Annotated in this window: 20 protein-coding genes; 12 read left to right on the top strand and 8 right to left on the bottom strand. The window is 69.8% G+C overall.

All coding sequences use genetic code 11. The features are described from left to right. The first annotated feature begins 106 nt into the window (after positions 1-106). The 6 genes from CTB96_RS10535 to CTB96_RS10510 all read left to right on the top strand — a co-directional run bounded on the left by CTB96_RS10535 (position 107) and on the right by CTB96_RS10510 (position 8,501). Entirely contained in the window at positions 107-3,139 is a 3,033-nt protein-coding gene (locus tag CTB96_RS10535; RefSeq protein ID WP_110126873.1) for an ABC transporter permease family protein, read from the top strand. Continuing rightward, positions 3,136-5,970: an FtsX-like permease family protein gene (locus CTB96_RS10530; RefSeq protein WP_146215793.1), complete on the top strand. Its 2,835-nt coding sequence runs from the start codon at positions 3,136-3,138 to the stop codon at positions 5,968-5,970. Before CTB96_RS10535 ends, CTB96_RS10530 begins: the two co-directional genes overlap by 4 nt. After that, positions 5,967-6,953: an ABC transporter ATP-binding protein gene (locus CTB96_RS10525; protein WP_110126871.1), complete on the top strand. Its 987-nt coding sequence runs from the start codon at positions 5,967-5,969 to the stop codon at positions 6,951-6,953. Before CTB96_RS10530 ends, CTB96_RS10525 begins: the two co-directional genes overlap by 4 nt. Further along, a complete protein-coding gene (locus CTB96_RS10520; protein WP_110126870.1) occupies positions 6,950-7,684 on the top strand; it encodes an ABC transporter ATP-binding protein in 735 nt (244 codons plus the stop codon). Before CTB96_RS10525 ends, CTB96_RS10520 begins: the two co-directional genes overlap by 4 nt. Before the next feature lie 51 nt (positions 7,685-7,735). Then, complete coding sequence (locus CTB96_RS10515) at positions 7,736-8,107, top strand: hypothetical protein (RefSeq protein WP_110126869.1); 372 nt, start codon at positions 7,736-7,738, stop codon at positions 8,105-8,107. A 190-nt stretch (positions 8,108-8,297) separates the two neighbouring features. After that, positions 8,298-8,501 (top strand): hypothetical protein, encoded by a 204-nt coding sequence (locus CTB96_RS10510; RefSeq protein WP_110126868.1) that lies wholly within the window; start codon positions 8,298-8,300, stop codon positions 8,499-8,501. A 44-nt stretch (positions 8,502-8,545) separates the two neighbouring features. Here the strand turns inward: CTB96_RS10510 and CTB96_RS10505 are convergent, their stop codons facing one another. Then, positions 8,546-9,292, bottom strand: a complete 747-nt coding sequence (locus CTB96_RS10505; RefSeq protein ID WP_110126867.1) for an SDR family oxidoreductase — start codon at positions 9,290-9,292, stop codon at positions 8,546-8,548. Positions 9,293-9,393: 101 nt separating this feature from the next. On the opposite strand from CTB96_RS10505, the gene CTB96_RS10500 reads away from it, so the two are divergent. Continuing rightward, a complete protein-coding gene (locus CTB96_RS10500; protein WP_110126866.1) occupies positions 9,394-10,245 on the top strand; it encodes a helix-turn-helix transcriptional regulator in 852 nt (283 codons plus the stop codon). Positions 10,246-10,264: 19 nt separating this feature from the next. On the opposite strand, the gene CTB96_RS10495 is transcribed toward CTB96_RS10500, so the two are convergent. Together CTB96_RS10495 and CTB96_RS10490 are read right to left on the bottom strand one after the other, a co-directional pair. Next, a complete protein-coding gene (locus CTB96_RS10495) occupies positions 10,265-10,879 on the bottom strand; it encodes a hypothetical protein (protein WP_146215792.1) in 615 nt (204 codons plus the stop codon). Between the two features lie 99 nt (positions 10,880-10,978). Continuing rightward, positions 10,979-12,247: an ammonium transporter gene (locus CTB96_RS10490; protein WP_110126864.1), complete on the bottom strand. Its 1,269-nt coding sequence runs from the start codon at positions 12,245-12,247 to the stop codon at positions 10,979-10,981. 196 nt (positions 12,248-12,443) lie between these two features. On the opposite strand from CTB96_RS10490, the gene CTB96_RS10485 reads away from it, so the two are divergent. Then, positions 12,444-13,130: a DNA alkylation repair protein gene (locus tag CTB96_RS10485; protein ID WP_110126863.1), complete on the top strand. Its 687-nt coding sequence runs from the start codon at positions 12,444-12,446 to the stop codon at positions 13,128-13,130. Positions 13,131-13,151: 21 nt separating this feature from the next. Here CTB96_RS10485 and CTB96_RS10480 read toward each other — a convergent pair whose 3' ends face one another. Together CTB96_RS10480 and CTB96_RS10475 are read right to left on the bottom strand one after the other, a co-directional pair. Then, positions 13,152-14,864 (bottom strand): ABC1 kinase family protein, encoded by a 1,713-nt coding sequence (locus tag CTB96_RS10480; protein ID WP_110126862.1) that lies wholly within the window; start codon positions 14,862-14,864, stop codon positions 13,152-13,154. Between the two features lie 3 nt (positions 14,865-14,867). Beyond that, on the bottom strand, positions 14,868-15,413 hold the full coding sequence (locus CTB96_RS10475; protein ID WP_110126861.1) for a PadR family transcriptional regulator: 546 nt from the start codon (positions 15,411-15,413) through the stop codon (positions 14,868-14,870). A gap of 187 nt (positions 15,414-15,600) precedes the next feature. Here CTB96_RS10475 and CTB96_RS10470 point away from each other — a divergent pair, with 187 nt between their 5' ends. After that, entirely contained in the window at positions 15,601-16,059 is a 459-nt protein-coding gene (locus CTB96_RS10470) for a DUF6325 family protein (protein WP_110126860.1), read from the top strand. A gap of 205 nt (positions 16,060-16,264) precedes the next feature. Here the strand turns inward: CTB96_RS10470 and CTB96_RS10465 are convergent, their stop codons facing one another. Further along, positions 16,265-17,206 carry a LysR family transcriptional regulator gene (locus CTB96_RS10465; RefSeq protein WP_110126859.1) on the bottom strand — a complete coding sequence of 314 codons (942 nt, stop codon included), beginning with the start codon at positions 17,204-17,206 and terminating at the stop codon, positions 16,265-16,267. A 71-nt stretch (positions 17,207-17,277) separates the two neighbouring features. Here CTB96_RS10465 and CTB96_RS10460 point away from each other — a divergent pair, with 71 nt between their 5' ends. The 3 genes from CTB96_RS10460 (at position 17,278) to CTB96_RS10450 (ending at position 21,591) form a co-directional block, all read left to right on the top strand. Further along, on the top strand, positions 17,278-19,011 hold the full coding sequence (locus CTB96_RS10460) for an L-aspartate oxidase (protein WP_110126858.1): 1,734 nt from the start codon (positions 17,278-17,280) through the stop codon (positions 19,009-19,011). A 127-nt stretch (positions 19,012-19,138) separates the two neighbouring features. Next, positions 19,139-20,608 (top strand): cardiolipin synthase, encoded by a 1,470-nt coding sequence (gene cls, locus CTB96_RS10455; protein ID WP_110126857.1) that lies wholly within the window; start codon positions 19,139-19,141, stop codon positions 20,606-20,608. A gap of 44 nt (positions 20,609-20,652) precedes the next feature. After that, a complete protein-coding gene (locus CTB96_RS10450) occupies positions 20,653-21,591 on the top strand; it encodes a methyltransferase family protein (RefSeq protein WP_110126856.1) in 939 nt (312 codons plus the stop codon). On the opposite strand, the gene ctaF is transcribed toward CTB96_RS10450, so the two are convergent. Beyond that, a complete protein-coding gene (gene ctaF / locus CTB96_RS10445; protein WP_110126855.1) occupies positions 21,567-22,022 on the bottom strand; it encodes an aa3-type cytochrome oxidase subunit IV in 456 nt (151 codons plus the stop codon). The genes CTB96_RS10450 and ctaF overlap by 25 nt on opposite strands. A gap of 124 nt (positions 22,023-22,146) precedes the next feature. After that, positions 22,147-22,548, bottom strand: a complete 402-nt coding sequence (locus CTB96_RS10440) for a VOC family protein (protein WP_110126854.1) — start codon at positions 22,546-22,548, stop codon at positions 22,147-22,149. Between the last annotated feature and the right edge of the window lie 104 nt (positions 22,549-22,652).

Raw genomic sequence — 22,652 nt, 5'->3', positions numbered from 1 at the left:
TGAAAGCGGTGAACATGGCTGTACCGACGGTGTTGGCCGGGGGTCTGCGGACACACGCCGGCACTCCACCGGCGCGCGGGGTGACGAGGCATTAACAAGGGGGCAGATGTCAACGCTGGCGATCGCGGTGCTGCGTCTGCGCGCCGCGCTGCCCGCCCTTCTCGCCCTGGCGCTGATCGTGGTCGTCGCGGTTCTCGCCCTGGGGAGCACCGCGGGCTTGATCCAGCACGGCGTCGCCGACGGTGCCAGGGTCACCCTCGCCAATGCCGCCGCCCAGTCCGCGGCGATGCGCGTCACCACTCATCTGGCCGAGGACAGCGCCGGCCAGGATGCCGCAGCCACGGGCCTCTTCGACCGGCTGCTGCCGGCGGGCAGCGTCACCGTCTCCCGGTCGCAGGTCAGCCTGGCCGTACCGGTGCTGGCCGGCGGCGGCGCCACGGCGGGCACCACGGCGGTGTTCGCGCGGGTGCCCGACCTTGTCGACCGGGTCGAGGTCACCGACGGTACCTGGCCGCCGAGCGACCAGACCGGCACCTCCCCCGAGTCCAGGCCCGTCGCCGTGCAGGCGGATGCGGCGGCAGATCTCGGCCTCACGGTGGGCGATGAGCTCACCGTCGGCACCGCCGCCACCGCGCTGCCGTTCCGGGTCACGGCACTCTGGCGGGCCACCGACCCCACCGCACCCGCCTGGTTCGCGGATTCCGCGGCGACGGCCGGACGCTCCGGCGGCGCATCCGGATGGTTCGTGGTGCAGGACGGCCTCGACCTGCTGCCCACCCAGCACTTCGCGGTGTGGACCCTCTCGGCCACGCCGGCGGCGGCCGACGACGAGAACCGGGCGGCCGTGATCGCTGCACTACACCGGTTGAACGACACCCTGGACGCGACACCGAACATCACCGAGTCCTCCTCCTCGATCGAGGGCCGGCTTGCCGGCACCCTGCAGCGCATCGAGAATGCCGGTCGAGGCGCCACGGCCATCGGTATCTCGGCCGTCTTCATCGTGGGCATGCTCGGTATCGTGGCGCTGCTGCAGGTGAGCACGGTTCTGGTGGGCTCCCGGCGGGAGCACTCCGCCCTGTTGCGTGCCCGCGGGCTGGCCTGGGGCCAGACCGCGCTGCTCGCGATCGGTGAAGGGCTACTGGTGACCATCCCCGCGAGCCTGGTCGGCCTGGCCGCCACCGGTCTGGTGGTGGGTCTCGTCACCGGCACCGAGCCGCTCGAAGCCGCCGTCGCCGCAGCGCCGTTCGCGCTCGGGGTGTGCCTGATCGGGGTGGCGCTGCTCGCCGTCACCGTGCTGAGCGAACCGGCCGGCACCGCGGTGACCGGGCGTCGTTCCCTGGCGACCTTCGCGGTGAGCTTCGGCATCGTCGGCGTCGCCGCGACCCTGGCCACCTGGCAACTGCACACCCTGGGCTCCCCGGTGCCTCCCGGCGCCGGTGGCGCCGATCTGGTCGCGGCCACTAGTCCTGCCCTGCTGCTCATCACCCTCGCGGCCCTGGGCACCCTGCTCTTTGTGGTGCTCACTCCGCGCCTTGCCGCCCGCGCGGCCCGCCGCGGCAGTGTCGTCACTCTGCTCGCCGACGCGCAGCTGGGCGCCCGCGCCACTCGCTACCTCGTGCCGATCCTCGCGATCGCCATCACGCTCGCCGCCGCGGCCTTCGCCACCGGCATCGCCAGCACCTGGCAGAGCGCCCAGGTGCAGGCCCAGCTCGTGGGAACCGGCCCCACGATCGGCATCGCTCTGCGCAGCGACGGCACCGCCCCGGCCGACACCGAACCGGTGACGGCCGCCCGCTTCAGCGACTTAAGAGGCGTGACCGGCGCCTCCGCCGCACTCGTCACCACGGTGCGGGTGGGCGCCGACTCCGTACCGTTCGTGTCGCTCCGCCCGGATGCCGCAACGGCCCTGCTCGGCGGCGCCGGCGATGACCTCGCCACGGCGCTGCGCAGCACGACCCCGGCCGAGACCGGCCTCGACCTGCCCAGCGGGGCCACCGGGGTGCAGGCCGCGGTCTCCTTCGGCGATACCCAGCCCACGGCCACGTTTGCCCTGTCGATCTGGGCCGCGGATGCCGATGGCTCACTGGCGAGGATCCCGCTCACGGCCGGGCCGGGCGTCGACCCTGCCGACCCGGATGCCGCATCCGGGCTGTACAGCGGCGTGCTGCCCGTCGGCACGGCCCCGTGGCGGCTGCTCGCGGTGCAAGCCGAACGCAGCGGTACCCCGGACCGGGCCGTGCCCACCCTCACCGCCGGCGAGTTCGCCGCAATCGTCGACGGCACCGCCACCGCACTGGCCGACAGCGCGCCCGTCTCCCTCGACATCGCCGCCGCCCTGCCCCGGTCCCGCGCCCCGATCGCCGCCACCGCACAAGCGGGCCCGCTGCCTGTCGTGCTCACCGCCGCCCTGGCCGACCGGGTCAACCTCGCCGTGGGCGACCCGCTCGACATCGGCTTCGGCGCCAGCGGCTCCACGCTCGACGCCCAGGTGGCCGCGATCGTGACGGCGCTGCCCGGCGCCGCCTCCCGGCTCGGCATCGGCACCGACCTGGCCGCACTGAACGACGCCACCCTGCGTCAGGACCGCACCCCGGTGCTCGCCGGCAACGTCTGGATCGACACCGACGATCCCGACGCCGTCTCGACCGCCGCCAGCACCGTCGCCGCGTCCACCGCCGTGATCTCCTCACAGCGCACCACCACCTCGGCGCCGATGCTGCAACCGGCCATGAACGCGTTCTGGATCGCTGCCGCCGCAGCCGGACTGCTCGCCCTGATCACCCTGGCCGCGTTCATCGCCGATGATGCCCGCAGCCGCCGGACGAGCCTCCCGGTGCTCCGGGCGTTGGGGGTGTCCGCGCGGCAGCAGACCCGGGCGCGCGCCCGGGAGCTGCTGCTCATGCTCGGCTTCGCCGCCGGTGTGGGCATTGTGGCAGGGCTCGGCAGCACCCTGGTGGCCGTGACCCCGTTCGTGGCGGCCGCCATCCCCGGCGCCGGCGGCTACGTCTCGGTGTTGCCCGCCCTCGCTCCATTGCCCTGGCTCGGATTCTCGGTCGGCCTGTTGGCCGGGGCGCTGCTGGTGATCGGCGGCTCCCTCCGACGGTTGCGGCAAACGCCGACGGCGGTGCGCTCATGAGCCGCCGCCGGCCGAGCCCCCGACTGAGCGCGGCCGCTCGGAGCCTGTCCAGCATTCGTCTGCTCGTGCGCGCCCTCGCGGCGTTCCCGGCCGTGCTCACCATGATCATGGCCGTGACCGTGGCGCTCGCCCTGCTGGCCACCACACTCCCCCGCGCGATCGACGGCGTGATCAGCGACATCGTGCAGCACGACGTCGCGGATGCGACGCCGCTCAATCGAGACGTCACCGCCGACGGCCACGGCCTGTACGACCTCGGCTCGTCCACCGCCGGAGTGCCCGAGAACATGACCGCGGCCGGCGCAGCCGTGTGGGGCCGCCTCGACGACCAGCTCGGCGCCTTCCGGAACACGCTGCCCGACGCGCTCCGCGGCGCGATCGGCGACGCCGACTTCACCGCCGCCACCGTGCCGACGCTGAGCAGTGCGCCGGGCATCCTGCCCGCCGAGCTGGGCCTGCGCTACGACCCGCGCTACCTCTCCCGCATCACCCTCACGGCGGGGCGTGCACCCGACACCGCGCCGCCGAGCCTGGCGAGCACTGACCCCCTCGAGGTGATCGCCGCCGACAGCACGGCCGAGAAAATCGACTGGGCGATCGGCCAGCAACGGCCCGTGCAGCTCACCGGAGGTGTGCAACAGCTGGTGCTCGTGGGCACCTTCACCGCGGTAGACGCCAATGCGGGCTACTGGGCCCAGGCGACCGCCACCAAACAGCCGGCGGTGCTGCCCGGCACGCCCCCGACGGTGCAGGCCATGGTCTTCGCGAACCCGGCCGGGTATCCAGCCGTCGTCGACGCCGAACTCCCGGTCAAGAGCTCGGTCTGGTACCCGGCCGTCGCGGAGGCGATCACCGCCGAGGGGGTGCCCGACATCGCCGCCCAGACGCGGCAGCTAACCACCACAGAGCGACCCCTGGGTGACTCCGAGAAGCCGTGGCTGGTCTTCACCACCCGGTTGCCCGAAGTGCTCGAGGAGTCACTGGCGCGCAGCATCTCGACCCAGGCCGTGCTCACCCTGATCATCGTCAGCCCGATCGGTCTGGCGCTGATCCTCGAGGTGCTCGTGGCCCGGCTCGCCGCCGAGCGGCTGCGACCCAGCCTGGCCCTGCTGGCTGCGCGCGGTGCGTCGCGCCGGCAGCGTGCCGCCGTCGTCGGCCTGCCCGTGCTGCTGCTCGGGTTGGGTGCCGCCGCGGTGGGATGCCTCAGCGGCCTGTTGTTGCCCGGCGGCGCGTTCGGACTCACCGGGGTCGTGGCCGTGGCGGTCACCGCCGTCGCACCAGCCGTGCTGCTCGCGGGCTTCACCGCGCAGATCGGGTCCACCGCCGACGGTGCCAGGGGCCGGGTGACCCGGTTGCTCCGGCTGGCCGGTGAGCTGCTGGTGCTGCTGGCGACGATCGCAGCGCTCATCGCGACCGGGCAGCGCGGCAGTACCGGCGGCGCGCCCGCCGCTGCGTCGGTCGACCTGCTCGCCGCCGCGATTCCGCTGCTGCTCTCCCTGCTCGGCTGCCTCGTCGCGCTCCGGGTCTACCCGGTGCTGGTACGACGGTGGCTCGATGGCGCCAAGCGCGGGCGCAGCATCGGCGCGTTCGTCGGGCTCGCCCGCGCCATCCGTGGCGGAACCGCCGGCCTTCTGCCCGTGCTCGCGGTGATCCTCGGCGTCTCGGTGGCCGTCTTCTCCGGCCTGCTCTCGGCCACCCTGAGCTCCGGACTGACCACCGCGGCGCACGCCGCCGTCGGCGCTGATATCTCGATCGAGAACGTGCGCCTCGACCAGGCCGCCCTGCAGGATCTGCGGGCCATCGACGGCGTCGCCGGGGTGACCGGCGTGGCCATCGACCGCTCCCAGAAGTTCGAGTTCGCCGGGCACTCCCCGTTGAACGCGTCGGTGCTGCTCGTCGACTCGGCCGAGCTCGCCGCGGTGCAGGCCGGCGTGCCGGGGCGGGTGCCGCTCGACGACGCTCTGTTGGCCCCGGCCGACACCGCGGACGACACCGGCGCCCCGGTGATGGTGTCGACGCAGCTGAGCGCGGCTCTCGACGGCGACGGCAGCGCCGAACTCAACGGCCAGCCCGTGCACGTGGTGGCGGCACCGCTCGCGGGCCGGCAGCTGAAACTCGACGGCAATTGGGTTCTGGTTGACCGTGCCCAGTCCGACGCCATCGATTTCGTCTCCCCCGACGTCTCCATCCGGGTGCTGGTGCGAGTGGCCGACGGAGCGAGCATTCCCGTCGTCGCCGCCCGGCTGAGCAGCGCGCTGCCCGCGTCGGCCACGGCGCCCTCGTCTACGGCACCGAGCTTCAGCACGGTGGCGCAGACGGTGACCCAGTTGAGCACTAATCCCGCGGTGCGCGACGTGCATGCGGCCGCGGGCATCGCCATCCTCGGTGCGGCCCTGATCACGTCGCTTGCACTGATTCTCACGCTGTTGCTCGACGGCCCGGCCCGCCGGGGCGCGGTGGCACTGCTCGCCTCGGTGGGGCTGAGCCGGCGCCAGGGTGCCGCCATCGTGCGCTGGGAGATCACCCCGCTGGGCGTCGCGGGCCTGGCCGGCGGTGCACTGCTCGGCGCGGCGCTGTCTCTGGTGGTGCTGGGGATCGTCGACCTGCGCCCCTTCACCGGCGGGTTCGACCAGCCGGCGATCGCCGCCGATCCGTGGCTCAGCGGCGGCACGATCGCGCTGTTCGCCGCGGTGTTCCTCGGCACGGGCGCCGCCGCGGCCCGGCACGCTACCCGCGCCGCCCGCGCCACGCCCACCGCCCGCACGCCCGCCGCCGGCAGCGCCGGATCCCCCACCGGCATTCCACCGACAGACCCAGGACGGATCTCATGACGTCAACACTTCCCCAGCGCCGCCCCGCACCGAGCCGGTCGGATGCGCCGGACATCGACTGCGTCGACCTGGTGCGCATCTTCCGCACCAAAGACGTGGAGGTGCAGGCCCTGCAGGGGCTGACCCTGCGGGTGGAGCGCGGCGACATGGTCGCGGTGATCGGTTCCTCCGGCTCGGGCAAGTCGACCCTGCTGAACGTGTTGTCGGGCCTCGATCAGGTCTCGGCCGGCCGGGCCACCGTGGCCGGGCATGACATGGTCACCATGGGCCGGGCGGAACGAGTGCGCTTCCAGCGCACCAGCGTGGGCTTCGTCTGGCAGCAGACCGCCCGCAACCTGCTGCCCTACCTCACCGCCGCGCAGAACATCGCCGCGGTCATCGCCATCGCTGGCGGTCCGCGCGGCGCGGCGCGCGCCCGCCGGGTCGGCGAACTGCTCGACCTGCTCGGGGTGGCCGACATGCGCGACCGCACCGCCGCCGAGATGTCGGGCGGTCAGCAACAGCGGGTGGCGATCGCGGTGGCCATCGCGAACGACCCGGCGGTGTTGCTCGCCGATGAGCCCACCGGTGAACTCGACGAGGCCACCAGCGAAGAGGTGCTCGGCGCGATGCGGCGGGTGAACGAGGAGCGCGGCCTGACCACCCTCATCGTGACGCACGACCCCACCGTCTCCGACCAGGTGCGCCGCACCGTGCAGATCCGCGACGGCCGCACCTCCACCGAGGTGGTGCGCAGCACCCGGGTCGACGAGAGCGGCGACGAATACGCCGTGGCCGAGGAGTACGCCGTGCTCGACCGGGTGGGCCGGATGCAGCTGCCGGCCACCTTCACCGAGAGCCTGGACCTGCGGGACCGGGTGCGGCTCACCCTCGAGGCCGACCATGTGGGCGTGCGGCGGGCCGCCTCTGCCGACGAGGAGCGCCCCGCTGCCGACCCGGCCGATGACCCCACCGCCGACGAGACCGTGGGGGCCGACCGATGACCCCGGGGGCGCACACCATGGCGATCGACCGCATCCGCGAGTCGGTGCTGCGGGCCGAGGACCTCGGCCGGGTCTTCCCCACCCGCGCGGGCAATGTGACCGGATGCGCCGGCATCAACCTGGAGATCTTCGCCGGTGAACTCGTGGTGGTGCGCGGAGCCTCCGGAGCCGGCAAGTCGACCCTGCTGCGGCTGCTCGGCGGTCTCGACTCCCCCACCAGCGGTGCCGTCTGGGTGAACGGTGTGCCGTTCGCGGGCCTCAGCGAGGAGCAGATCGTCAAGCTGCGCCGGGACGACCTCGGCTTCATCTTTCAGGACTTCGGCCTGATCCCGGTGCTCACCGCGGCCCAGAACGTGAGCCTGCCGTTGCGCATGACCGAGACGGATGCCGCGGCGCGCGACGCGCGCGTGGCCGAGGTGCTCGAGCTGGTCGGCCTCACCGACCATGCCGCCCAGTTGCCCGATGAACTCTCCGGCGGCCAGCAGCAGCGGGTGGGCATCGCCCGAGCCCTTGCCGTGCCGCCGAGCATCCTGATCGCCGACGAACCCACCGCCCAGCTCGACGCGGCCAACGCCACGATCGTGATGGACCTGCTGCTGCGCCTGGTGCGCACCGAGGGCATCGCCGTGGTGGTGGCGACCCACGACCCCGACCTGGCCGACCGCGCCGACCGCGTGATCGAGCTGCACGACGGCCGCATCGTCGCCCGGCCGGGGCGGCGTTCGGCCTAGCCCCGGGAACCGTCTCTAGCCGGTCGGCGCGAACCCGCGTACGTTCGGGTCATGTCGAACCTCATCGAAAAACTCACCCAATCGGTGCCCTCCTGGGGCGCGAAGCTGGCTTACGGCGAGAAGACCACGGTAGACGGGCACGACCTCGTGCCGGTTGCGCTCGTCGGCTTCGGCTTCGGTGGCGGCGAAGGGTCCGGCGACGTGCCCGACACCATGGACGGCCCGATGGGCCGGGGCGAGGGCAGCGGCGGCGGGGGCGGCGGTTACGCAGTGCCGATCGGCGCCTATGTCGGCAGCCCCGACGGCCTGGTCTTCCGGCCGAACGTGATCGCGCTGCTGGTCGTCGCGGTGCCGGTCGTCTCGGCCGCGGGCCTCGCGCTCGCGCAGATCATCGGCGCGTTCCGCGGCCGCTCCACGACCTGAGTGCGTCTGCGACGGGCACTGTCGGCACCGAAGCACAGCGTGTACGGTCAACGCTGACGACAGGCTCGGTCGAGTCGTGAGGTAAGAGCGGAAACACTGGGTTTCAGGCGGCCTTCTCGAAAGGTTGCGCCAAGCAGACCGCGACTGGTCCCAGCCGCCGCCGTCCTGTCACGAACCCAAGGAGAGCACTATGAGCACACCGAACGATTCGAACTCCGCCGAATTTCCCGATGCGGCCGGTTACCCCGACGGTGCCGGTTACCTCGACGAGGGCACCGCGGATCCCGCGGAAGACGACGCCCCGGCCGAGGCCACCGGGATCATCGGCGAGGACCCTGACTTCGCCGTTCCGCCGCCCGCCGAGACCGACGATGACGGGTCTGCGCCGGACTAGGCGGGCGTGGTCCGGCCGCGCCGACCGACCGGACTGCGGCGTGGCTACGCGGCCGGGTTGAGCGCGGCGACGGCGGCCTGGTAGCGGCCCTCGACCTCGGCGAACCGCAGGAACTTCACGGTTTCGACGAGGATCTCCTGGGCGTCGGGCTGGGCCTCCAGCAGCGCCATCACCTCGTCGGCGAAGGCGTCGAGGGGCATGAAGTGCTCGTCGACCGAGTTGCCGGGCATGAGTTCGGTCTGCACGGCCGGCGGCACCAGCTCGATGACCTGCACGGAAGTGTCGGCCAGCTGCATCCGGATCGACTCGCTGTACTGGTGGATGAAGGCTTTGGTGCCGTTGTAGGTCGGGGTGAAGGCCAGCGGTGTGAAGGCCAGGCCCGAGGAGACGGTCATCAGGGTGGCGGCCGGGCGGGTCTGCAGGTGGGGGATGAAGGCGGCGATCAGGCGCAGCGGTCCGTTGATGTTCGTCTCGACGATGCGCTCGGCTTCCACCAGGAAGTCGCCGGCGCGCACGTCTTCGGCGTTCATCACCCCGGCCATGGCGACAACCACATTCAGGTCGCCGTGCTCGGCCAGCACCCGGTCACGGGCGGCGAGCACCGAGGCCGGGTCGGTGGTGTCGACGGTCACGGTGGCCAGGCCGTGGTCGGTCGCCAGACGCTCCAGCACGTCGGTGCGGCGTCCGCCGATCACGACGGTGTTGCCGGCGGCCTGCAGCCGCAGGGCCAGGGCGAGTCCGATGCCCGACGTGGCGCCGGGGATGAAAATGGTGTTTCCGGTGATGTTCATGTCTCGAGTCTGAAGTGCGTTCGCCGGCGGCGGGAGAGGAGCCCTTGTCGTAGGACTGCCGGTCCCTGGAGAAGGAACCCTTCGTGGCGGATGATAGAGGCATGGATCAACCCGCCCTCGCAGCATTCCTCCGCACCCGCCGTTCCGGGCTCCGCCCGGAAGACGTCGGGTTGCCCGCGGGGCCGCGCCGCCTCGTGCCCGGGCTTCGCCGTGAGGAGGTCGCCGCGCTGGCGGGTATGTCCACGGACTATTACGTGCGAATGGAACAGGGCCGCAGCCCGCAACCGTCCGAGCAGATGCTGGCCGCGCTGGCGCGCGCCATCCGGCTCAGCAACGATGAGCGCGACTACCTCTACCGTGTCGCCGGCCATAACGTGCCCGCACGCACCCCGCAGGACACCCACGTGGCTCCCCCGTTGCTGCGGGTTTTCGACCGGCTCGAGCAGACCCCGGCCCTCATCCTCTCCAGCCTCGGTGAAACCCTGGCGCAGAACCGGCTGGGTGCGGCGCTGCTCGGTGACCATTCCCGGCACACCGGGCTGGCCCGGAGCAGCGTCTACCGCTGGTTCACCGACCCCGCCGAACGGCTGATCTACCCGGAGGCCGACCGCGCACGGCAGAGCAAGGCCCAGGCCTCCAGCCTGCGGGTGGCCTTGGGCGCCGCCGGGCCGCGCTCCCGCGCCGGCACGCTGGTGCGGGAACTGCACAAGGTGAGCCCCGAGTTCACCGAGATCTGGGAGTTGCACGAAGTCGCGACCCGTTTCGAGGACCACAAGACCCTGATCCACCCCGAGCTGGGTGCAATCGAACTCGACTGCCAGGTGCTCTTCACCGAGGACCAGGGCCAGGCCCTGTTGATCCTCACCGCGGCACCGCGCAGCGAAGCTGCCCAGAAGCTGGAACTGTTGGCCGTGCTGGGCCAGCAGCAATTCACCTCGGCGACCGCCGACTAGTCTCACCGGCGCCGACCCGTCACACCGTCGGAGCGCCCACCTCGTCCGCTGAGTCGAGGGAGACGATCACGATGCGGGCCTTGTCGCCGGTGACGGTGTGGGATGCCGCCGCATCGAGGATCACGGCTGACTCCGGTGGCACCGCGATGCCGTCCAGGTCGAGGAGGCCCTCCATCAACACCAGCGCCTGAGTGCCCGGCGGCACGACGGATTCCCCATCGAGAGTGTCGAAGACGAGGCTGGGAGCCAGACCCTCGTCGGCGAAGCTGAGCACGAGCACCCGGCTGGCCCCCGGCATCCGCATGCGCGCTCGGCTGAACAGCGCCGTCGGTGAGCGCACGAACATGGCCTGGTCCCGGCGCAGCGGCAGTTGTCGCTTCGTGGGCCCGGCATGCACCTGCGGCCCCGACATGCCGATCACGAGTTGGTGGGTGTGAGCCGGTGCTCGCAGCGTGGCGGCAGGGCCGCGCAGCTCAAGGAGTTTGAGCTGCCAAACCAGGTCGAGTCCCGGTGTCGAGACCGTCCAGATCTCCTTGGTTCCGCCCCCTCCGTCTTGCAACGGATGCCGGGGCAGACGGCCGACATCCACGACGTGGGGCGGATGCGGCTGCGCTCGTGCGTTGGTCGTTGTCATTTCTCGTCGATGGCGCGTTCACCGTGAGGCGGCGCCGGTAGAAACGGCTGTGCAGGGCGGGAGCTCCTGCCCCGCCCTGCACATTTCACTGGGATTCGATCAGGCCTTGCGGTCGGCGAGGACGTAGCCCTCTTCACCGTGCACGACGGTGTCGATGCCGGCGATCTCGTCTTCGTTCTTCACGCGGAAGCCAACGGTCTTCTCGATCGCGAAGCCGATGATGTAGGCCAGCACGAAGGAGTAAGCCAGAACGGCGAAGGCGGCGATGGCCTGCACCAGCAGCTGGGTGGCGTCGCCACCGACGAAGAGGCCGGTGCCGTTGGCGAAGAAGCCCAGGTACAGCGTTCCGAGCAGACCACCGACGAGGTGGATGCCCACCACGTCGAGGGAGTCGTCGAAGCCGAGCTTGAACTTCAGTTCGATCGCCAGGGCGCAGACGGCACCGGCGAGCAGGCCGAGCAGGATCGCCCAGATCGGCTGCAGCGAGGCGCAGGCCGGGGTGATGGCGACAAGACCGGCGACGGCACCCGAAGCGGCACCGACGGAGGTGGGCTTGCCGTCCTTGATCTTCTCAACCACAAGCCAGGCCAGCAGAGCGGCGGCGGGAGCGGCGATCGTGTTGACGAAGGCCAGGGCCGCGGTGCCGTCGGCAGCGAGCTCGGAGCCGGCGTTGAAGCCGAACCAGCCGAACCAGAGCAGGCCGGCGCCGAGGAGTACGAACGGCGGGTTGTGGGGAACGTGCACGCCCTTCTGGAAGCCGACACGCTTGCCGAGCACCAGGGCCAGGGCCAGGGCAGCCGCACCGGCGTTGATGTGCACGGCGGTTCCACCGGCGAAGTCGATCGCGCCGACACCGAACCACTCCTGCATGCCGTAGGTGATCCAGCCACCGTAGGAGAAGCTGCCATCCTCGGCCAGGCCGAAGTTGAACACCCAGCTGGCCACAGGGAAGTAGACGACGGTCGCCCAGATCGTGGCGAAGATCATCCAGGAGCCGAACTTGGCCCGGTCGGCGATCGCACCGGAGACCAGGGCCACCGTGATGATGGCGAAGGTGGCCTGGAAGGCTACGAAGGCGAGCGGCGGGTAGGCAGCGCCCTCAGGCACCTCGACCAGGCTTGACAGGCCCAGCGCCGACGAATCGATCGACCACGGGAAGATGAGTCCTTCAGAACCGGGGAAGGCGATCGCGTATCCGTACAGCACCCAGAGCACTCCGATGAGGCCCATCGCGCCGAAGCTCAGCATCATCATGCTGATGACGCTCTTGGCCTTGACCAATCCGCCATAGAAGAACGCGAGGCCGGGCGTCATCAACAAGACGAGCGCGGCACATATCAGGAGGAAAGCGGTATTACCTTGATCCATTTCGGAGGGACCTCTCTGCAGGAGACGCAGGGCGTAGCGTCGGGTATGCCACAGCTTGGTATCCGTTCGTTTCGTCTGATTGGTCGAAAGGTTTCCGGCATGTTTCGACTTAGGCCCCCCACGTAAACAACTCGTGACATACCCCGCCGTTCTTCGCCGTAGGCTGGATTTCACAGGTGATAGACAGGAGAGTGCGATGGCCCCGACTACTCTGACCGAGACCACGCTGCCCGAGGTGATGGCCGAGTTGGCCGCCCTCGAGGATCCGAGGATTCGCGCCGTGAATGTGAGCCACGGCGATGACCACGGGGTGAACCTCACCCAGCTGCGCGCGGTGGCCAAGCGGCTGAAGACCCAGCAGGAACTCGCCCGGGAGCTCTGGCACACCGGCGACAGCGCCGCACGGCTGCTCGCCCTGCTGATCTGCCGCCCGAAGGCGTTCGACCGCGACGAGCTGGACGGCATGCTGCGCGAGGCGGGCACGTCGAAGGTGCAGGACTGGCTCGTGAACTATGTGGTGAAGAAAACCGCACACGTGGAAGAGCTGCGCGTGCTCTGGTTCGCCGATGCCGCCCCCGTGGTGGCAAGCGCGGGCTGGGCGCTCACCACCGACCGGGTGGCGAAGAGCCCGGATGGCCTCGACCTGGCCGGGCTGCTCGACCTGATCGAGGCGCAGATGAAGGATGCCCCGGAGCGGCTGCAGTGGGCGATGAACCACTGCCTGGCCCAGATCGGCATCGAGCACGCCGAGTACCGGGCTCGCGCCCTCGCCATCGGGGAACGCCTGGAGGTACTCAAGAACTACCCGACTCCCCCGGGCTGCACGTCACCGTTCGCGCCGGCCTGGATCAACGAGATGGTGAGCCGGCAGGGCGGTCGGTAGGCACGCATCCGGCGCACCGGCTCAGCGGCCGCGGCGCCCCGCGAACACCGCGTGCAGCAGCGGCAGCACCGAACCAATCATGAGCACTGTGCCGAGCACCGCATCGTCGGGTCGGAGCACCGCACCGGCGATGAGCAGCGCGCCGAACAACAGCGCTGACACGGCGCGTGCGAGAGTGCGCTCGAGCCGGGCCACTCTGCGTTCCAGGGCCGGGCTGGCCACCGCCACAGTGCCGTCTTCGAAGCGGGTGACGAGACCATCGAGTCGTTTGGGCAGCCGCCAGGCGATGCCACCGATCTCGAGTGCCTGTTTGCCGAAGTCCTGCACCACGTTGCCGCCCTCGTCGCGAATCAACTGCGACGCGTACGGCTCCACCGAGTCCCAGAGGTTGAACGCGGGATTGAGGGAGCTGCAGACCCCGGACGTGAGCGACATGGCGCGGATGATGAGCAAGAAGTTCTCCGGCAGCTGGAACGGCAGCGCCCGCACGACGTCGCCGAACTGAATCGCGAAGTCGCGGAACTCCCGCGGATCCACCTCGCGCAGTTCCGCGAAGCCCATGCCGCCGAACCGGGCGAAGAGCTGCTTCATGGCCTTCTCGAGCTCGGTCGTCTCCGCCGAGGGCAGCAACACGCCCAGGTCGCGGGCGGCGTTGACCATGCCGCTGCCGTCGCGCGACGCGGCGGCGATGAGCATCTTCCGGAGACCCGCCCGAGTGGTCGGCGGCACCTCCCCCATCATGCCGAAGTCGATGAAGGTGAGCTTCCAGCCCAGGCCGCTCGGGTCATCCGGCACCGGGGTGACGAAGATGTTGCCCGGGTGCGGGTCGGCGTGGAAGAAGCCGCTGCTGAACAGCTGGTCGAACATCACCGCAGCGAAGACCGGGGCCACCTCCGCCGGGTCGATTCCCGCGGCCGCGAGTGCCTCGGTGTCGGTGATCTTGATTGCCGTCACGTCTTCGAGGGTGAGCACGCGGGTGGTGGTGCGCTCCCAGACGATGGCGGGCACAGCGACCCTGACGTCGCCCTCGAATTCCTCGGCGAAACGCACCGAGCTGGCCGCCTCGTGCAGGTAGTCAATCTCCTCCAGGCTGGTCTGGGCGAATTCCTCCACCAGCGCCGGCGCATCCACCCGATCGGAGACCAGCCGCACGTGACTGAGCCAGCCGCCCACCTTGCGCAGCGCCGCCAGGTCAACGTCGACGATCGTGTCGATGCCGGGCCGCTGCACCTTGATCACCACGTCGTGCAGGCCGGTGTCGGCGGCGTCGAGCGGGGCGAGCCGGGCGCGATGGGCCTGACCGAGGGATGCGGCGGCCACCGGCGTCTCGTCCACCCAGGAGAACGCCCGCTCCAGCGGCATGCCAAGCTCGGACTCGGCGAGAACCTGGATCGCGGCGAACGGCACCGGCGGCACCTCGTCCTGCAGTCCCTCGAGCTCGGAGGTAATCTCCGGCGGCAGCACGTCCAGGCGCGACGACAGAAACTGGCCCACCTTGATCATCAGCCCGCCCAGGTCCACGGCGAGCACGTGGAAGCGTTGGGCGAAGCGGGTCATCCGTTTGGCCCGGGTGCGCTCGGCGACCTTCGCCAGGCCGATGCGCGGCAGCAGCAGCTCGTAGAACCAGGTGACGGCGAGATTCCAGCCGGCGAAACGCAGGATGCGGCGGTAGCGAGCGCGAGTGTCCCCCGTGCCGGGGTTCACGCTCGGTGAATCCCGGCGAACCGATGGCACCCGTCAGTCCTGGGCGAGAATTGAGTAGATCCGACGCCGTGCGTCGTCGATCGCTGCTACGGCCTGCTGGATCTGCTCCGGCGAGCCGGTTCGGCCCACCTGCGCGGCAGCCTGCGCGAGCGCGATGCCGGCTTTGGGCAGGGCGCTGAACTTGGCATCCTCGGCGGCGCTCTCCGGCGCCCACGGCGCGGATCCGGCGGCACCGGCGACCTCCTCGCGGCCCGCGTCGGTCAACGAGTAGGTCTTACGACCGTTCGACTCTTCGGCACTGATGAGCCCTTCGTCGGCCAGGAGCTGCAAGGTCGGGTAGACGGAGCCGGCGCTGGGCTTCCAGGTGCCACCGCTGCGCTCCTCGATCTCGTGGATGATCTGGTAGCCGTGCATCGGTTGTTCGGCGAGCAGACTGAGTACCGCTTCACGGACGTCGCCTCGGCCCATGCGGCTGCCGACGCGCTTCTCGAACTTGGAGCGGAGCTGGTCCATCGCCTGCCACATGCCTTCGACCGGATTGCTTCCGCCGAACCCGCCGGTGGGGAATGAGTTGCCCATGATGACCTCCTGAGTCAATCGCTAACGATACTCAACGATATAGTCCGATGCCGGCGAAGAGGGCGAATTCTTCGGGAATTCACGGCATCCAACATCACCCGAAACGCATGATGCCGGTCGCAACGCCGGAGCCTAGCGTGCCGGAGTACGAGCAGCAGGTCATCCGCGACGGCGAGGAGAACAAATCATGGCTGACGATGAAACTGAATATGCGGCACCGGTCGACTTCGTGATCATTGAGTTTCCCGCCGGCGAACAGAACTTCTCGGGCGAGGTCATCGAGCAACTTGTGGCGCTGGTCGACTCGGGAACCATTCGACTCATCGATGGCATGGTGTTGGTGAAGGACGCAGACGGCGATGTCGAGGCGTCGGAGCTGTCGGACCTGGATGAACTGGGTCCGCTCGCACGGATCGCCGCCGACCTGGCGGATTTCCTCGCGGCTGACGATGTCGCTCACCTTGCGGCGGCCATGGACCCGGGCAGCGTGGCCGGTGTTCTCGTGTACGAGAACGTCTGGGCCGCGCCGTTCAGCGCTGCGGCCAGGCGCGCCGGCGGTCGGCTGATCGCCGATGGCCGCATTCACAGTCAGGACATCGCCGACGCACTCGAGGCGGACGCGGCACTGCAGGAACAGGGAGCGTGAGATGTTGAGAGCAGGACGCGTCGGGCGAGTCGGAGTAGTTCGTCGCCCCGTCGCCAAAGCCGCCGTGGTCACGAGGGCCGTGACCCCCGGACCGGCCCCGGTGGCGAAAGCCGCCGTGGTCGGCGCTGCGGTGACCCCGCGCCGTCGTCGCTTCTAGACCGGCATCACGTGTGGGTCCGGTCGCAGGGCCCGGGCCGCCCGTTTCCTAGGCTCCCGGTTCGGCGAGCCGCATGGTCGATCCCACCCGGGCGGCGAACGCCGTGGCCGTGTCCGTGATCGTGCGCTGCATCACCGCGACCGCTGCGGTTGTCGCGACATCCGCGGGCCGGGCGAGGGTGATCGACCGGGTGAGCGCGGGGCCCTCGAGCCGCACCGAGCGCAGCCCGGGGCGGTCGATGAGCACCATCGCGGGAACTATCGCGACGCCGAGGCCGCGCTCCACGAACCGCAGCACGGCGTCCATCTCGGCGCCCTCGAGCACCACCGTCGGCGTGAGGCCCTGGGCGCGGAAGGCGGCATCCGTTGTGCTGCGGAGTTCGTAGCTGGCGCTGAACACGATCTGCGGCAGGTCGGCGATCGACGCGAGGGCAATGGTGCGCCGCGTCGTCACCGGCGGGTGGCCGGCCGACGAGATCAACACGAGTTCCTCAACCAGCAGCGGTGTCACCGAGAACCGGTCGACCTCGGTCGCCTCCGAGGTGTTGATGAGCGCGAGATCGAGTTCGCCCCGGGCGAGTTCGTCCAGCAGCCGGCGCGACCCCTGCTCCGAGAGGTGCAGGTCGATCGCGGGGTGAGCCGCGTGGAATACGTTGAGCACCTCTGCGACGAGGCTGATGCACAGTGACGGCGTGGCGCCCAGGCGCACTCTCCCCCGCTGCAGGCCGGCAAGCTCGGCCAGTTCGCGGCGCACCGACTCCGCGTCGGCGAGCATGCGTCGGGCCAGGGGCAGCAACGATTCGCCCGCGGCCGTGAGCGTGGTTCCGCCGCGGGCGCGCTGGAGCAGTTCGGCGCCGAGGTCCTGCTCGAGCGCGGCGATCTGGCGACTCAACGAGGGCTGCGAAAGATGCAGGTTTTCGGCGGCGCGGGTGAAGTTGCCCAGCCGCGCGACCGTGCTGAAGCTTTGAAGCTGGTCAAGATTCATACACATAGCGTAGGCGCATGGTTTCGACAATTTATATGCATTGGAGTAATCCAATAGGGATGCCTAGCCTGGAACGCATGAGCACTTCAGAGCGACAGATCTCCACCACCGTCCTGGTGATCGGCACCGGCGGATCGGGGCTTCGTGCCGCGATCGAACTGGCCGAGGCCGGGGTTGACGTGTTGGCCCTGGGCAAGCGCGCCAAGTCCGATGCGCACACCTCCCTCGCGGCCGGCGGCATCAACGCGGCCCTGGCCACAATGGATGCCGAAGACAGCTGGCAACAACACGCGGCCGACACCCTCAAGGAGTCCTACCTCCTGGCCAATCCGCACACGGTGCAGATCGTCACCGAAGGGGCGGCCCGCGGCATTGACGACCTCGAACGGTACGGCATGCCCTTCGCCCGGGAGACGGACGGCCGCATCTCCCAGCGGTTCTTCGGCGCCCACACCTACCGCCGCACGGCATTCGCCGGGGATTACACCGGGCTCGAGATTCAGCGCACCCTGATCAACCGGGCCGCGCAACTCCAGGTGCCCATCCTCGACACGGTCTACGTCACCCGCATTCTGGTCAACGACGACGGAGCGGTCTTCGGCGCCTACGGCTTCGACATCGAAGACGGCACCCGGTACCTCATCCACGCCGACGCGGTGATCCTCGCCGCCGGCGGCCACAATCGCATCTGGCGGCGCACCTCGTCCCGCCGCGACGAGAACACCGGCGACTCGTTCCGGCTGGCCGTCGAGGCCGGAGGCCGGCTGCGCGACCCCGAGCTCGTGCAATTCCACCCGTCGGGCATCATCGAGCCCGAGAACGCGGCCGGCACCCTGATCTCCGAAGCGGCCCGCGGCGAGGGCGGCATCCTCCGCAACGGCCTCGGTGAGCGGTTCATGCACAACTACGACCCTGAGCGGCTGGAGCTCTCGACCCGAGACCGAGTGGCGCTGGCCTGCTACACCGAGATCAAGGAGGGCCGCGGCACCCCGAACGGCGGCGTGTGGCTGGATGTCTCCCACCTGCCCCGGGAGACGATCATGACCCGACTCCCCCGCGTCTACCAGACGATGCTCGAGCTGCAGATGCTCGACATCACCACCGACCCGATCGAGATCGCGCCGACCGCGCACTACTCGATGGGCGGGGTGTGGGTGCGACCGGAGGACCACGGCACCGACGTTCCGGGTCTGTACGCCATCGGGGAGGCCTCGTCGGGGCTGCACGGCGCCAACCGGCTGGGTGGCAACTCGCTGATCGAACTGCTGGTGTTCGGGCGGATCGTGGGCCAGGCGGCGGCCGTGTACTCGGCGGCCCTGCCCGGGCAGCTGCGATCGGCCGCAGCCGTGAACGTCGCGCGCGACGAGATCAGTGCGCTGCTCGCGGCGGACGGTGCCGAGAATGTGCGCACCCTGCAGCGCGCCATCCGCAACACCATGACCGAGCACGCCGGCGTGGTGCGCGACGAGCCCGGTCTCCGCGCCGGTCTGGCCGAGCTCGACGCGATCGAGGCCCGCATGGGCGACATCGGCGTGCACCCCGACATCGCCGGCTACCAGGACCTCGCGCACGCCTTCGACCTGAAGTCAGCCGCCCTTGCGGCGCGGGCCACTCTCGAGGCGGCGTTGGAACGGCGGGAGACCCGCGGCTGCCACAACCGCTCCGACTACCCGGAGCTCGATCCGGCCTTGCAGGTGAATCTGGTCTGGTCGCCGCAGGGCGGGGTGGTGCGCGAGTCGATCCCACCCATTCCGGCCGAGATCGAGACTCTCATGCGGGAGGTGTCGGTGGCCGGCAAGCTCGTCGAGTAGAGCGGAGCAGCATCACCCGATTCGAATGATGCGGAAGTGCGGGATCCTGGCCTCAATTGGGCGAGAGCCAGCGCGCTGACCGGCGGATGCCCGTCGCTCGACAGCGCACGACGAAGGGATCCCCTGTATGAGCGCAGAAATAGCCACCCTGACCGGCCTCATCCTGCTGCTCATCGACCTGGCCATCCGGATCACCGCGCTCATCATCGTGCCCCGGAACCGTAAACCGACGGCCGCCATGGCGTGGCTGTTGGCGATCTTCCTGATCCCGTTCGTCGGCATCATCCTGTTCCTGCTGATCGGCAATTCCCGGCTGCCGAAGTCCCGGCGGAACAAGCAGCGGGACCTGGACCGCATGATCACCGAACGGGCACAGACGCTGGCTCCGCCGCCCGAAGCGGTCGACTGGCCCGACTGGTTCGCCTCCCTGGTGCGGCAGAACCAGACCCTGGGCGCCTTGCCCGCGCTCGGCGGCAACTCGGCCGACCTCATCGCTGACTACCAGGCCTCCATCGATGCGATGACGCGAGAGATCGAGTCGGCGACCCGGTTCGTGCACGTGGAGTTCTACATCGTGTCGTTCGACACCACCACCACCGAGTTCTTCGCCGCTCTCGAGCGGGCGGTGCAACGCGGCGTGCCGGTGCGCCTCCTCGCCGACTACGTGGCGTCGCGGCGGGTCGCCAACCACGACCAGACCTTCGCGGAGCTCGACCGCATCGGCGTGCAGTGGAGCTACATGCTGCCGGTGCGCCCGTTCCAGGGCCAGTACCAGCGGCCCGATCTGCGTAACCATCGCAAGCTCGTCGTGGTCGATGGGCGGGTGGGTTTCATGGGATCGCAGAACCTGATCGACCGGAGCTACAACTCGGCCAAGAACCTCAAGCGCGGCCTGCAGTGGCAAGAACTGGTGACCGGGATCTCCGGGCCGGTGGTCGCCGCCGTGAACACCGTCTTCATCTCGGACTGGTACATCGAGACGGGCGAACTGCTGGTGGCCGAGAACGTGCCCGCCGTCGACCTGCCGGTCAACACGTCGGCGGACGCTCTGGTGTGCCAGGTGGTGCCCAGCGGTCCGGGCTACGACGACGAGAACAACCTGCGCCTCTTCCTCACCCTGGTCACGTCGGCGCAACACAAGGTGATCATCACCAGCCCGTATTTCGTGCCGGACGAAGCGATGATGTACGCGATCACGTCGGCTTGCCGGCGGGGCTTGGACGTGCAGCTGTTCGTCTCCGAGATCGGCGACCAGGGTTCGGTCTGGCACGCGCAACGGTCCTACTACGGCGACCTATTGCGGGCGGGGGTGGACATCTGGCTCTACCCGGCCCCGTACATCCTGCACGCCAAGCACCTCTCGATCGACGAGGATGTCGCCGTGATCGGGTCGAGCAATATGGACATCCGCTCCTTCGCTCTCAACGCCGAGAGCTCGCTGCTCGTGCGCGGCGCGTCGTTCGTCGCCGGGATGCGTCGGGTGGAACAGGACTACCGGGAGGCCGGCCGGCAGCTCACGCTCGAGGAATGGCGACGGGAACCGGCCTCGGCCACCTTCCTCGACGGCGTCGCCAGGCTCACCTCCGCCCTGCAGTGAACCGGCGAATCTGCGGACGCCGCCCGCACGGTTAGGGTGAGCACATGCGATGGGGGCAGAGATACTTCGCTGTGCAGGCGGCGGCAGGGGTCCTGTGGTGGATCGCCGTCTTCACGGTGCCCGTCGTGCGCACGACGACGCTGGGTGGACTCGACCCGGTCCTGGTCGCCGTCGCCGACGTTCCGCTGTTCGTCGGAGCATCCGTTCTCGCCGCGTTCGGCATTCGGAGCGCAGCAGTTCTCGCCACCGGCTGGACGGCGTTCGTCACCGCCCTGCTGGCGGTCTACGCCACGGTCAGCACGGCAGCGGGGTGGGGCGTGCTCGTGATGGCTGCGGCCACCGCGGGCTCCGTGGTCGCGCTCTGCCTCCTGGTGCTCGGCCGGGTACCGACGGCCTGGGTGGTCAGTGGTCCGTTCGCCTTCCGGCCGGCGGCCATCCGCTCCAGTACGGCGACTCACGTGGCCACCACGAGCGCCCAGATCGTGGTGTTCTGGGGGCTGTGCCTGGTCGTGATTCCGGTCTTGGTTGCCGCACTCGAACACCGCTGGGCGCTCGCGGTCGAGTTTCCGGCGTTCTTCGGGCCCATCGGTGTTGTCATTCTCGGCGCCGCCAGCGCGCTCGGCCTGTGGTCGGCCTACGTGATGTCGACGCTCGGCCGCGGCACACCGTTGCCGTCGGCGATGCCCAACAGCCTGGTCATTGCCGGCCCGTACCGCTGGGTGCGCAACCCGATGGCCATCGCCGGCATCGTGCAGGGCGTCGCGGTCGGCCTCATCCTGTCGTCCTGGCTGGTCGTGGCCTACGCCCTCGCGGGGTCCCTGGTCTGGAACTACGTCATCCGGCCGTACGAAGAAGCCGACCTCAGCACCAGATTCGGCGCCGAGTTCCGCCGGTACCGTGACACCGTGCGCTGCTGGGTTCCGCGGATACCGGCCGATCAGCGCGTGCCGGCGGCGGATCAGCGGGCGAAGAAGCCGCGGTAGTACTCGTACGTCCAGCCGACCAGGGTGATCACGCCGATGCCGACGCCGATGATGGAGATCCAGATGCCGACGGCAAGGCCCAGGAAGAGTAGCGCGGCCGATGCGGCCAGCAGGATGGGCCACCAGCTGAACGGGCTGTAGAAGCCCACTTCGGGGTCACCGTCATCGATGTTCGCATTGACGCTGTCCTCGGGCAAGACCCCGCCCTGCGCGGCCTGCACCCGACCGAGATAGAACGCGATGAACGCCGCCAGCACCGCGCAGAGGCCGAGGGCCACGGTGCCCACCCACTCGATCGGGGCGCCCGGCCCGGCGCTGGACTTGGTGGCCAGCTCCTGGGTGTTGAAGATCCAACTCCACACCGTGTAGACCACGGTGGAGAGCAGAAAGAATCCGGCCAGGATCCAAAAGAGAATGACGTTAGCGCGCATGTTCGGTAGTTCCCTTCGACCGAGACGGATGCTGCCGGGGCGGCACCGCACACAGTAAGCCGAAGCACCCCGGAGGAACAGGCCCTAGCCGCAGGTCTGTGGCGCCGCCGCGGGCGGGTGTTCTTCAGGCTCCGGGTTCGTAACCGATCAGCCAGAGGAGCCCGTGCCGGTCGATCACCTGGCCATCGGAGGCACCCCACGGCTTCGGCCCGAGGGGATCCACAACTGTGCCGCCGTCGGCGAGCTTGTCGAACCACCCGTGAAGAATCGCGGGCTCGGCTGCGCCCAACAGCGACAGCCGCATGCCCTCGAGCCGAAAACCTCTCTCACCGTCCGCCGCGTCCGAGCCCGACAGGTCGATAATTCCGGTGAGCACTCCGTGGGCGATGGAACCCGGCGGCCCGTCGGTTCGGGAGAAGTCCTCGAAGGTGTGCAGGGAGAGTTCTCCACCGAAAACATCCGCGTAGAAGCCGAGCGCTTCCCGCGCCGTTCCCGGAAAGGTCAGATAGATCTGCGGCGCTGCCATGCGCACAGTATACAAATGCCGATTCGCGGTGAGGTCGTACGCCGGGTAGTCCAACCGCAGTAGCCGAAGGCGGTGCGGCGAGACGATTCGCCGGTTGCCGCCGC

It is taken from the genome of Cryobacterium arcticum (assembly GCF_003185895.1).
Classification (GTDB): domain Bacteria; phylum Actinomycetota; class Actinomycetes; order Actinomycetales; family Microbacteriaceae; genus Cryobacterium; species Cryobacterium arcticum.
The sequence above is the reverse complement of the archived record's forward strand: the minus strand, read 5'-3'. Positions and strand labels throughout refer to the sequence as shown.